This window comes from Luteibacter rhizovicinus DSM 16549 (assembly GCF_001887595.1).
GTDB classification, from domain to species: domain Bacteria; phylum Pseudomonadota; class Gammaproteobacteria; order Xanthomonadales; family Rhodanobacteraceae; genus Luteibacter; species Luteibacter rhizovicinus.
In genome coordinates this window covers 4,205,987-4,217,981 of the sequence record NZ_CP017480.1, presented here as the reverse complement: position 1 = coordinate 4,217,981, position 11,995 = coordinate 4,205,987, and the positions used below count along the sequence as shown (strand labels likewise).

The window sequence follows — 11,995 nt, the reverse complement described above, 5'->3', positions numbered from 1 at the left end:
GCTCAGCCGCCCTGAAGCGCCGGCTCGCCCGCCCGCAGCTTCCTGCCGGGACGGCTGGGCAGCGCGTGCCGCCAGATGCGCCAGATGACCTGGCCGAACTGACGGGGCAGGGAGCCGGTGTTGTAGTTCTGGCCATAGCGCGCGCAGATCGCTTTCACTTCCACGGCGATCGCGGCGTAACGATTCGCCGGCAGGTCGGGATAGAAGTGGTGTTCGATCTGGTGGCTGAGGTTGCCCGACAACACGTTGATCAGCTTGCCGCCGGCGATATTGGACGAACCGCGCAACTGGCGCAGGTACCAGTGGCCGCGCGATTCATTACGAATCGACTCCTTCGGAAAGACCTCGGCATCGGCGGTGAAATGGCCGCAGAAAATGATGACGAAGGTCCAGATGCTGCGCAGGGTGTTGGCGAGCATGTTGCCCAGGAGGACGGGCAGGAAGAACGGCCCGGCCAGCAGCGGGAACACGACATAGTCCTTGAGCAGCTGACGACCCATCTTGCGGCGCACCGGGCGGAAATCCTCGCGCATCTGCGCCGTCGACTTCTTGCCGGCGAACCAGCGACCCACGCGAAGCTCCTGGATGGCCACGCCCCACTGGAACAGCACCATGAAGACCATCGCGATCAAGGGCTGCATCAGGTAGAACGGGCGCCACCGCTGCTCGGGGAAGATGCGCAGCAAGCCATAGCCGATGTCGTCGTCCATGCCGCGGACGTTGGTGTAGGTGTGGTGCTGGAAGTTGTGCGTCTTGCGCCAGTTTTCGCCGGTCGCGACGATGTCCCATTCATAGGTATGGCCATTTAGCTTGGGATCGTTCATCCAGTCGTACTGGCCGTGCATGACGTTGTGACCCAGCTCCATGTTCTCGAGGATCTTGGACAGCGCAAGCAGCACGACGCCGGCGATCCACGCGGGAATCAGCACGCTGTGCACGAAAGCCCCGAGGAAGAGCAGCGCGCGGCCAGCAACGCCACACCAGCGCACCGAGGCGACGATACGCCGGATGTACGTTGCATCGCGTTCGCCGATGTCGGCGGTGACCCGAGCGCGGATGGCGTCGAGTTCATCGCCGAAAGCCTGTAGCTCGGCGGACGAGAGGGGGCGGTTGCGGACACGGCTCATAAGGATACTCAGAGGTCCAGGATCAGGTCGGTGCTCGGCGCGCTGATGCACAAGCGCACTTGCGAAGAAGGCTCGCTGCTGAGGTCACCGGTAAGGAGTTGACGTGTGGTGCCCGACTGGCGGCCACACGCGCAGGTATTGCAGATGCCCATGCGGCAGCCGTGGCGCGGACGAATGCCCTGTGCTTCGAGGCCTTCCAGCAGGGACGTGCCGCGAGGCAGGCTCAGCGTGCGGCCACTACGTGCGAGGTGCACCTGCACCTCACCCTCGTCGCCGTCGGCGCGCACCGGAACGCTGAAGGCTTCGGCTGCGAAATGCGCCACCTGGCCCTCGAGGCGGCTGCGAGCCGCCTGCACGAAGCCGCCGGGGCCGCAGGCGAGGACGCGACGTCCGGCCAGCGCGGTGATGGCATCGAGCGACACGGTATCGATACGCGGATCCGGCGAGGCATCGTCGCGGGTGATCAGGTAGCTCACTCGCAGGCGTGGGTGCGCCGCGGCCAACGCGTCCAGCTCGTCGACGAAGCACAACTCGTCGCGTCGGCGCGCCCAATACATCAAGTCCACATCGACCGGCATACCGCGCCCGGCGAGCGAACGAAGCAGGGCGCGCATGGGCGTGATGCCGCTACCGGCCGCGAGGAGCAGCAGGTTGTCGGTCCCGCCCGGGAGCACCATCTCGCCGAAGGCCGTATCCAGCGAGACCACCGTGCCAATGCGCGCATCGCGCGCCAGATGGCCGCTGACCAGGCCGCCGGTGATCGCCTTGACCGTGATCGCCAGGTTGCCGTCGCCCAGGACCGTCGGGCTGTAGCTGCGCTGCAGGCGCCTGCCTTCGATCTCCACGCCAAGATTGACGTGCTGGCCGGCATGCATGCCCTTCCAGTGACGGTTGGGCCGGAGCACCAGGGTGACCGCGTCACGGCTGGCCTGTACGCGCGAGACGATCCTCGCCAGCGGCTGCTCCAGCGTCCACAGGGGATTGATCCGGGTCGACCAGAAGTCGAACAGGGCGGGTGAGACCACGTGCCGGGCCAGGCGGACAGGCCACAGGGGCCGGGGGGCGAGGATCGCATTCATGGGGCTACTATACGCATGCACGCACAGCTGTGTATACAGTTGTGCATTCTCGGCATCGGGTTATGATTCAGGCCACGCCCGCTGCCGCCATCCCATGACCTCGATCATCCTGACCCCGTCATCCGACCTCCCGCCGCCGCGGAAAACGGCGATCGCGCGCGAGGACCTGATCGTGGCGGCCCTCAAGCTGATCGGACCGCATCGCAGCCTGTCGACGGTGAGCCTGCGCGAGGTGACGCGGGAGGCCGGTATCTCGCCGAACAGCTTCTATCGTCAGTTCCGCGACATGGACGAGCTGGCCATCGCCTTGATCGACCTGGCGGGCCGCTCGTTGCGCACGATCATCGGTCAGGCGCGCGAGCGCGCGACGTCGACCGATCGCAGCGTGATTCGCGTCTCGGTCGAGACCTTCATGGAACAGCTGCGTGCGGACGACAAGCTGTTGCACGTGCTTCTGCGCGAAGGTGCCGTCGGTTCGGACGCGTTCAAGCAGGCCGTCGAGCGCGAACTCAGCTATTTCGAGGATGAATTGCGGGTCGACCTGATCCGGTTGGCGGCCGCCGAAGGCGCAAGGCTCCATGAGCCTGCACTGGTGTCCAAGGCGATCACCCGCCTGGTCTTCGCCATGGGCGCCGTGGCCATGGACCAGCCGCCCGAGCGCGATCCGGCGCTGATCGAGGAGATCTCGCAGATGCTGCGCATGATCATTACCGGCGCGCGGGTGCTGGACAGCTCGCTCTCCTGAACCGTGCGCCCGATCCTGGCGCAAATTCGGCAACTTCCCGGAAATGCCTACATCGGGCCCTCCCGCCGACGCCATGATGGGCGCGGGACAGGGAGAACGTATGCCAGGGCAACATCGATCACCTCACGGCGCCGAACACAGGTCGCCGGCCAACACACTCGACGAACAGGATGTCGCCACGCTGCGCCAGCTCGACGACACCCGCTTCCTCGCCATCGGCCACCTGGACTGCGCCGCATGCGCCCGCCTGGCCCGACTCGGCCTGGTGCTCAGGGAAGCGGACGAGTACTGGAGGATCACGCCGGCGGGCCGGCTCATCGCCCGGGCCAACCAGGGCAAGCGGGCCAGCAGCTAGTGGCAGACCAGCACGGGGATATCGGTACTCAGCAGCACCTTGTGCGTTTCGCTGCCGAGCAATAGCCGGTCCAGCCCGCGTGTGCCGTGCGAACCCATCACGATGAGATCGCAGCCTTCCCGTGCGGCGATGCTGACGATCTCGCAGTACGGCCGGTTGTCGATCACGGTCTGGCTGGTGAATGGCACGCCGGCCGACCGGGCCTTGTCGCACACCTGTCGCAGATAGCCCTCCGACCGCCGTGCCGTCGCTTCCGGCAGGGCATCCGCGCCCTGGATCGCTTCGGCGACGACGGCGAAGGCGGGTAGGGGCGGCTCCACGCAGAGGACGAAGACCTTCGCCCCGATCCCGGCCGCCAGTTCGATCGCCTGATCCGCGGCGCGGCCGGCGGCGTCCGAACCGTCTGTCGCAATCATGATGTGCCTGTACATGCTCGACCTCGTCGTGTTGGCTGGCGCTAACGTACACCTGGCGTCGCTTTAAGGTCGCGGACCGTTTGTCGCAGCGCCATGTCCGGCGGTTAGCCGCTATATTTCAGGGCCGGCTACCCAGAGATCGTCGATGCCCCTGAATGTGCAGGCCCTGGCGAACCGTTCGCGGTTTGGATGGCCGGTGGTCGTGCTCTTCGCCGTCGGCTGCCTGGTTTCCACGGTCACGTTCGCCCGGCCGTTTCTCACCCTCGAACAGTGGGCACACACGACCTTTACGACGAAGGATGGCGCGCCCCTCGGTGTGCGAGCCATCGCGCAGGATCGCGATGGCTTCCTCTGGTTCGGCAGCGAAGAAGGCCTGACCCGCTTCGACGGGGTCCGCTTTGTCCGCATGTTCGCCGATCAGCTTCCGGCCACGCCGATCACGGCGCTGTATGCGGCCGGCGACGGGTCACTCTGGACTGGCGATCGCTACGGGTCGGTAACGCATATCGCCAGCGATGGCGCAGTCACTACGTACGCGCCGCCGACGTTGCTGCGGGCCACGGTGATGTACCTGTCGCAGGCGCGCGACGGCACGCTCTGGGTCATCACCGTTTCCGGTGCGCAAAGCTTCCGTGATGGGACATGGCGGCGGTATACCCCGGAGGCGGACGGCACGCCGACGGAGCCACTGTTCCAGGCGTACGGGGACCGACACCAGAGAATCTGGCTGCTCACCGAGCAGAAGGCCTATCGCCACGACCCGGGCGCCGCGCGTTTCGTCCCGGAAACGCTGGAAGCCGCGAAGGACGCCATGCTGGATCGGCCCGGCACGTCGTGGCGTCCCAACGACCTGACCAGCGATGAGCAGGTGGATGCCGATGGCGCCTTGTGGATTCCGACCTTTCGCGGCCTCGTGCGCCTGCACTGGCCCGCGGATAAGCCTGCCGCGGGAGCGCCGGTCGAGGAGTGGGTGAAGCGCGAGGACGGACTCACCGGCCAGGAAGCCGAGAACGCGTTCGCCGATCGGGACGGTGCGATCTGGGTGACGACCAGCGGGGGAATCGATCGCTTCAGGGTCGGCAAGCTGATCCCCCTGGCGATCGTTCCGGCGCCGTATACCCCGGCCATTTTCGCCGACAGCTCAGGCGGCCTGTGGATCGATTCCCTTTCGAACGTCCCCGTTGTCCGCTACACGGACGGCGCCGTACGTCATCCGGAACTCGGCAGTCGCGTGGAGCGACTCGCCGTGGCTCCGGATGCCGCGGTCTGGGCTCTCGGGCCGGAGGGACTGGTCCGGCTGGACAACGGCGTGACCACGCCCGTACCGCTCCCGCCGGACTTCGCCTTGCTCAAGGCCATGCGTGTGGGAAGCAACACGATGGCCGTGACGGCCAGTGGCGCGCTATGGCTCGGGCACATGGGCACCTGGCGCTTCGATCACGGCGCGTGGCTCGACCAGAGGCAGATCCCCGGGCTTCCTGGTCACGAGGCACCTCCAACGGCCATGGCCGCGCGGGGCGACACGGTATGGATTGGCTACACGTCGGACCGGCTGGCGCGAGTGGATGAGCCCGACAGGCAGGTTCGTGTTCTGGGGCGGCCCGAAGGCCTGGCCGTGGGCAACGTGCTGTCGCTGCACCCGACCTCGACGGACCGTGTCTGGGTGGGTGGCGAGCTGGGTGTGCAGCGCATGCGTGACAGGCGGTTCGTCACGCTCACGGGCGTGGGCGGCGAGCGATTCAGCAACGTCTCCGGGATCTGGGAACGTGCGGACGGCGAGCTCTGGTTAAATGCCGTGCGAGGGCTGTATCGGGTCCCGGCGGAAGACATCCGCGCGTGGGAAGCGGCGCCGACGACACGCGTGCGATTCGAGCTGTTCGACGAGCAGGACGGAAGGCAGGGCATCGCCAAGGCATACAGCGGTCCGTCGCTGGCCAGCACGGACGGTCATACGCTCTTTGTCGCATCGGCGCGCGGCGTGTCCCGGATCGATACCTTGCATGTCGCGCGGAATGCCTTCCCCGCGACGCCGGTCATCGACGCCATCAACGATATGCCCGTGAGTGCACATGACATGCGCCTGCCGGCGACGACACAGCGCGTGGATATCGATTTCACTGCGGCGGTGCTGGATCGGCCGGGTGAGGCGCGCTTCATGCTGCGTCTTCTCGGTGCGGACTCCGACGTCTGGCAGGAAACATCGAACCGGCGCATCAGCTACGCGAATCTTGCGCCGGGTGCCTACCGGTTCGAGGTCAAGGCCACTAACGGCGATGGACTGTGGTCGACGTCCGTGGCATCGACCGGTTTTTCGATCGCGCCGGCGTTCTACCAGACGGGGTGGTTCCGACTGCTGTGTGCCGCCGCGTTCGCCGCGCTGCTATGGCTGCTTTACCTGACGCGGGTGCGGAGCCTGCGCATCCTCATGAGCGCGCGGTCCATCGAGCGCGAGAGTATCGCGCGGGACCTCCACGACACCTTGTTGCAGAACCTGCATGCGCTGCTCTTGCGCGTGCACCTGGCGTCGAAGGCCGTCACCGATCCCGATGCTCAGGCCAAGTTGCAGAAGGCCATGGAAGTCACACGGCAGGCCGTGGAAGAGGGGCGTGACAAGGTTTCCCAGCTGCGCGAGGAGCGACCGCCTGTCCACGATTTTCCGGAACGCGTCGAACGGCTCGCCGCCGCGCTCGGTGATGGCCAGTCGAGTCGGGTGGTGCTCGAACTTCGTGGAGCGGCGCAGGCGCTGTGTGCGCCGGCGGAAGAAGACATCTACGCGATCGCCTCGGAGTTGCTGAGCAACGCGTTCCGCCACGCGGGTGCGCATACGGTGACCGTCACCCTGGACTTCAGCGTGCGGTACTTCGAGCTATCGGTTCGCGACGATGGCGTGGGCATGCCGGCCGGCAGCGCCGATCTGCAGGACCCACGTTCCGGCTGGGGGCTGGTCGGCATGCGGGAACGGGCAGGGCGCTTGTCTGGCGAGCTGCGAACGTCGAGCTCACCGGGTAAAGGCACCTTCGTCCGCTTGCGTGTGCCGGCACATCTCGCTTACTGGAAACCGCCCGGCATCCTGGCGAGGCTCCGGGCCTGGCTGCGGCGCTGAGGCCTGGGTAGCGTCAATCCTGCGCTTCGTCCTTCGCAAGCATCAGGGTGAAGACCAGCACCGTCGCACCGGCGAGCGCGAGCGGCGGCGCAAGCCCCCATCGCAGCACCATGAAGGCGCCCAGTGCCGCGCCGACGAACAGGGCCAGGATCGCGCGCAACCGGCGGCCGAGATGGCGCCCGGGTCCACCGGCCAGACGTGAGTCGGCGGCCAGCCCGGTAATCGTCCGGGTGACCACGGTGGTGGTCAGGTCCGGCACATTCAGCTGCCGAACCGTCGCATTGCGTGAGCCCATCGCGATGGCGACCAGCGCGATGAGCAGATAACGCAGCCAGGTGGCGGTGTCCGATGGAGCGGCGAAGGCGCAGGCCGCGGCGATCCACAGCAGGCCGGCTTCGACCGTGGCTGCGATGACGAGCCAGCGGCGACGGCTGCGGGCGATGGATGACCGGCCCAGGCGTCCGGAAGCCACCGCACCAAAACCGAAAGCGAGCAGGGCGAGCACGTAGAGTTCCCAGTGAAATCCGGGCGCGCCCGCCGCCGCAAAGCCCAGGAAAACCACGTTGCCCGTCATGTTCGCCACGAACACCTTGCCCAGGCCGAGCACGCTCGTCGCATCGACGATCCCGGTGCTGAGCGAAAGCAGGGTGAGCAGGACGACCAGCGGGTCGCGATCGGTCATCGCTGCCGGTGCAGGCACAGGCGTCAGTCCAGCGGCGCCATGTCGAACAGCAGGACTTCGCCGTCGACGCCGTCACTGAACACCACGCGATCCTCGGCGGTGATCTTTGCCGCATCGCCCGCCGACAGCGGATGGCCGTTGACGTGCACCGTGCCACGTACCACGTGGACGTAGACCAGACGCTCGTAGTCGATCGTGTGATGCGCGGTTTCGTCCGGACCGAACAGGCCGGCATAGATGCGCACGTCCTGGTGCACGGTCACCGATCCGTGCTCGCCGCGCTGGCTGGCGACGAGGCGGAGCTTGCCGCGCTTCTCGCTATCGGGAAACGTCTTCTGCTCGTAGCCGGGCTTAAGGTGCAGCTCGTTGGGGATGATCCAGATCTGCAGGAAGTGGGTGAGCGTGTCGGCGTGGTTTTCCTCGGCGTGCGTCACGCCGCTACCCGCGGACATGATCTGCACTTCACCGGGACGGATCACCACCTTGTTGCCCATGGAGTCGCTGTGGGCAAGCTCGCCTTCGAGCACGTAGCTGATGATTTCCATGTCGCGATGGGAATGCGTGCCGAAACCGGCACCGGCGGCGACGCGGTCTTCGTTGATGACGCGAAGCGGCCCGAAGTTCATGTGGTCCTCGTCGCGATAATCGGCAAACGAGAAGCTGTGGTGCGAATCGAGCCAGCCGTGGTTGGCGTGGCCACGGTCGGCGGCATGGCGAATGACGAACATGGGGAACTCCGGAGCAGGGTGGGGACGGCCGGGTCGTGGCCCAGCATACCTTCCCACGCTAGCGTGGCGCAGCCATAACCTCTTGCACAAAGCGCCACTGACGGCGCCGGGTCGAGACTCACCCGCCCGGGTGTCACGAACCGGGTCTAGACTGGGCCGTCTTTTGCTTCAGGTTGCCCCGGTGACGTCCCAGGAACCGATTGTCTCGTCTGGCGAGCTGACCGCGCTGCGGTTGATCGACATCGCTTACACCATCGACCTCGTACAGGCTGAAACCCTCTGGGCCGCCCGGGCCAGCAGTGCGTTCAGTCGCTCGCACCTGAGCAGCACGCCGCCCAAGGCCGTGGCTTTCGGCGTGGCCCCCCTGTGGCTGGCCCTTGGCCAGACGGAGCTGGCGCTCGGGTCGACAGCGGTGGTACTCGATCTTTCGGTCCGCCTCTACGACTTCGGCGTGGCGGCGCTGGCGGCACGCGTCAAGGTCAAGGACCAGCCCTGGAGTCAGTTCGTCACCGATTTCGACGGCCTCGACCGCCTGCTCGGCGCCGAGGCGCCGGCCACGTTCTGGACCGATCTGCTCGCCCGTGTGCGCGACATCATTTCACCGGCGCTGGATCGTCCCGCCATCGATGCGTCGCTCGAGGAGGACTACCTGATCGGCACGGTCCATGCCTTCGACGAGCCGATGGACGCCACGGCGTTGAAGGAGCGGGTCGACCTGACCAGCCTGCTTTCCGGCGAGAAGCGACGTCTGTCACCGGCGGCACGCAAGGAACTGATGTCGCGCAGCTTCTCCTACTACGCGGACGACCTGGTGGTCCTCACCTGGGACCGCGCCTTCATCTACGAGCCGCGTCGCGATTCGGACGTGGCCGATGTGATCGAGGTGGCCAATGCCCAGCTCGTCGAGTTCCGCTATTACGACACCTTGCTCGACGACGAGTTGCCGCGGATGTACGACCGCGTGGAGAACGCGCGCGGTGCCGCCTCGGTCTTCGCATCGCGGCGCTTCGCCAACCTGGCGCGCCGGTTGTACACGCTCGTCGCCGAAGTGACCGAGTTGACGGAGCGCGTGGACAACGCGTTGCAGGTCACCGAGGACGTTTACCTGGCACGCGTCTACAGCACGGCGCTGGCACTGTTCCGTGTACCCACGCTCGGTGCATCGGTGGATCGCAAGCTCGCGATCATCCGCGACACCTACGCCGCGCTGTACGAAGAGGCGTCCAGCCGTCGCGCGGAGCTGCTGGAGATCGCCATCGTCGTCCTGATCATGCTGGAAATCACGATCACCCTAGTGCGCGGCTGGTAGGCCGTGGGCGGATAGCCGAAGTCCGGTCGACTTGCACACGTCGATGGCGTGGTAGACCTCGTGTCGTCCGTCGCGAAACGTCGCTCGCACATCACGGAGGCAGGCACCATCGGGTAGCCGTACCGTCGTCGAAGTGAGCCCGCCCTGGAGTGGCTCGCCCAGGTTGATGGGCTGGAAGCTGCTGGTCGAATCGTCGGCGATCTCGAGTGCGGTCACGCTGTCGAACGTCGCATTGACGATACGAAAGAGGCGACCGGGCTGTTCGCGGGGCTGGCGGTCGGCGGCGACGGCGGGCGCCGTCGCCGCGAGGAGAGCAAGTGCCGTCAGGGCGTAGACGAGGCGGGCGGGGTGTTTGCACATGGGGGCTCTCCGTGGCGGTGGGAGGCCTCAGGGAACGTGCTTTGCGCCACCCCGAAAAGTCGTTTGTGATGAATCGTCGTGGCAGGCGGACGAAACGTAGTGGGCCATACGTCACGCTTCCCGCCGCCAGGGGCGGGCCCTAAGATGGGTCGCTATCTCCGCTCGGACGCATCGCCATGAAGGTTCGCCTCGGCAGCACACAGATCGGACTCGCTCGTTACGTCGGCTTGTGGACGATCGTGGCCGTGGTGTTCGCGGTGCAGCGCCACCTGCAGGACGATCTCACCGGCCACACATGGGGCGCCCTCGACTACCTGCGCTGGTCGCTGATCCAGTGGTACACGTGGGCGGCGCTGGCTCCCCTCATCTTCCGGCTGGCAGCGCGCTATCCGATCCGTCCGCCGGTCCGCTTGCGTGGCCTCGGCATGCAGCTGCCGCTGAGCCTGGGCGTGACGATGCTGGCGCAGGTGGTCGGCGCCTTCGTTTCGATGTTCACCGAGGGAAACTCGCTGGGCGAGCAGCTGAACCAGTTCGTCGGCCAGCATTTCGCCACGGGGTTGTTGACCTACTGGGCGCTGTTTGCGATCCAGCAGGCCATGCATTATCACGACGAGAAGACGCGCCGTGACGTCGAGGCCAGCCGCCTGGCCACCGAACTCGCACAGTCGCGCCTGCAGGCCTTGAAGTCCCAGTTGCAGCCGCATTTCCTGTTCAACACACTGCATGCCATCGCCACCTTGCTCAAGGAAGACGCGCTATCCGCGGAAGACATGCTGCTGCGCCTGAGCGACCTGCTGCGTGCCTTCCTGGAGGATTACGACGGCCAGGAAATCAGCCTTCGACGGGAGCTGGTGTTGCTGGACCTCTACCTCGGCATCCAGCAGATGCGTTTCAAGGATCGCCTGACGACGCGCATCTACGTCGCGCCCGACACGCTCGATTGCGCCGTGCCCAGCCTGATCCTGCAACCGATCGTCGAGAATGCGATTCGCCATGGTATCGGTGAGCGCCTGGGCGTCGACTGCGTCGAGATCGAGAGTCGCCGCGATGGCGACACCTTGCGCATCGAAGTACGCAACCGCAACAGCACGCTGGAGAAGGAGGGACAGGCCATCGGTAAGTCGGCAGGGCATGGCATAGGCCTGTCGAATACGGCGCTGCGCCTTCGCGAGCTCTACGGCGATGCGGCCCAGGTGCGCCTGGACATGATCTGGCCGGAAGGCGTTGTCTGTCGCATCGAGTTGCCGTACCGCGACATCGAGGAGATCGACGATGCGCCCGAGGTCGTCACGGCATGACGATCACCGCCCTGGTCGTCGACGATGAGCCACTGGCTCGAAGCGCTATCGTGCGGCTGCTGCGCGACGACACGGATATCGAGGTGATTGGCGAATGCGGTGACGGTGTCTCGGCAGTCAGGGCCATTCGCGAGCAATCGCCGGATCTCGTCTTTCTCGACATCCAGATGCCGGGCATCCAGGGCATGGACGTGGTGGCGACCATCGGCGCAGATCGCATGCCGGCGACGGTTTTCGTGACGGCCTTCGAGCACTACGCCGTCAAGGCGTTCGAAGCCAACGCCGTGGACTATCTCGTCAAGCCTTTCAGCCGGCAACGCTTCACCGAGACCCTGCAGCGCGCCAAGGCCCGGCTGTCCGCTGCCGCGGTGCACGCGGCGGGTGGCGCCGGCATACAGCAGGTGCTCGACGCCCTGCGCCAGCGCGACAATTACCTGGAGCGCATTCCGGTGCGTACCGGCGAGCACGTGGCCTTCGTCGATGTCGGCGACATCGTCTGGATCAAGGCGGACGGCAATGTCGTGCAGCTCCACCTCGCCGACCGCCAGTACGAACTGCGCGAAACGATGGCCGGTCTTGCCGAACGTCTCAATCCCAACCAGTTCGCGCGCATCCACCGTTCCGCGATCATCAACGTCCGTCGTGTGCAGGCCATCCATCCGTGGTTCAACGGCCACCACGTCGTCACCATGGACACGGGACAAAAGCTGCGCATGAGCCGCTACCAACACGAAGCCTTCCTCCGCCTCGTCTCCACCCGCACCGCCAACTGATCTTTTGACCCTGTGGGAGC

At 66.1% G+C, this 11,995-nt stretch carries 12 protein-coding genes; 6 read left to right on the top strand and 6 right to left on the bottom strand.

Annotated elements, in window-relative coordinates; all coding sequences use genetic code 11:
* Positions 1–2: 2 nt before the first annotated feature.
* A complete protein-coding gene (locus tag BJI69_RS19270; RefSeq protein ID WP_046967559.1) occupies positions 3–1,127 on the bottom strand; it encodes a fatty acid desaturase family protein in 1,125 nt (374 codons plus the stop codon).
* Between the two features lie 8 nt (positions 1,128–1,135).
* Positions 1,136–2,206, bottom strand: coding sequence for a ferredoxin reductase (locus BJI69_RS19265; RefSeq protein ID WP_046967560.1), 1,071 nt, complete (start codon positions 2,204–2,206; stop codon positions 1,136–1,138).
* A gap of 94 nt (positions 2,207–2,300) precedes the next feature.
* Between BJI69_RS19265 and fabR the strand changes: the two genes are divergently transcribed.
* The gene (fabR, locus tag BJI69_RS19260; protein WP_046967561.1) at positions 2,301–2,951 is read left to right on the top strand and encodes an HTH-type transcriptional repressor FabR; all 651 of its coding nucleotides are present in this window, start codon (positions 2,301–2,303) and stop codon (positions 2,949–2,951) included.
* Positions 2,952–3,051: 100 nt separating this feature from the next.
* Positions 3,052–3,306 (top strand): helix-turn-helix domain-containing protein, encoded by a 255-nt coding sequence (locus BJI69_RS19255; RefSeq protein WP_046967562.1) that lies wholly within the window; start codon positions 3,052–3,054, stop codon positions 3,304–3,306.
* On the opposite strand, the gene BJI69_RS19250 is transcribed toward BJI69_RS19255, so the two are convergent.
* Positions 3,303–3,737, bottom strand: a complete 435-nt coding sequence (locus tag BJI69_RS19250; RefSeq protein ID WP_046967563.1) for a universal stress protein — start codon at positions 3,735–3,737, stop codon at positions 3,303–3,305. The two genes, BJI69_RS19255 and BJI69_RS19250, sit on opposite strands and share 4 nt — an antisense overlap.
* Positions 3,738–3,867: 130 nt before the next feature.
* Here BJI69_RS19250 and BJI69_RS19245 point away from each other — a divergent pair, with 130 nt between their 5' ends.
* The gene (locus BJI69_RS19245; protein ID WP_046967564.1) at positions 3,868–6,825 is read left to right on the top strand and encodes a sensor histidine kinase; all 2,958 of its coding nucleotides are present in this window, start codon (positions 3,868–3,870) and stop codon (positions 6,823–6,825) included.
* Positions 6,826–6,838: 13 nt separating this feature from the next.
* Here BJI69_RS19245 and BJI69_RS19240 read toward each other — a convergent pair whose 3' ends face one another.
* Complete coding sequence (locus BJI69_RS19240; RefSeq protein WP_211258490.1) at positions 6,839–7,525, bottom strand: YoaK family protein; 687 nt, start codon at positions 7,523–7,525, stop codon at positions 6,839–6,841.
* A 5-nt stretch (positions 7,526–7,530) separates the two neighbouring features.
* Positions 7,531–8,235, bottom strand: a complete 705-nt coding sequence (locus BJI69_RS19235; RefSeq protein WP_046967566.1) for a pirin family protein — start codon at positions 8,233–8,235, stop codon at positions 7,531–7,533.
* A gap of 181 nt (positions 8,236–8,416) precedes the next feature.
* On the opposite strand from BJI69_RS19235, the gene BJI69_RS19230 reads away from it, so the two are divergent.
* Entirely contained in the window at positions 8,417–9,544 is a 1,128-nt protein-coding gene (locus BJI69_RS19230; protein WP_125903123.1) for a hypothetical protein, read from the top strand.
* Here BJI69_RS19230 and BJI69_RS19225 read toward each other — a convergent pair.
* Positions 9,527–9,904 (bottom strand): hypothetical protein, encoded by a 378-nt coding sequence (locus tag BJI69_RS19225; protein WP_046967567.1) that lies wholly within the window; start codon positions 9,902–9,904, stop codon positions 9,527–9,529. The genes BJI69_RS19230 and BJI69_RS19225 overlap by 18 nt on opposite strands.
* A gap of 176 nt (positions 9,905–10,080) precedes the next feature.
* Here BJI69_RS19225 and BJI69_RS19220 point away from each other — a divergent pair, with 176 nt between their 5' ends.
* Both BJI69_RS19220 and BJI69_RS19215 read left to right on the top strand, forming a co-directional pair.
* A complete protein-coding gene (locus BJI69_RS19220; RefSeq protein WP_046967568.1) occupies positions 10,081–11,202 on the top strand; it encodes a sensor histidine kinase in 1,122 nt (373 codons plus the stop codon).
* The gene (locus BJI69_RS19215) at positions 11,199–11,975 is read left to right on the top strand and encodes a LytR/AlgR family response regulator transcription factor (RefSeq protein ID WP_046967569.1); all 777 of its coding nucleotides are present in this window, start codon (positions 11,199–11,201) and stop codon (positions 11,973–11,975) included. Before BJI69_RS19220 ends, BJI69_RS19215 begins: the two co-directional genes overlap by 4 nt.
* Positions 11,976–11,995: the final 20 nt, after the last annotated feature.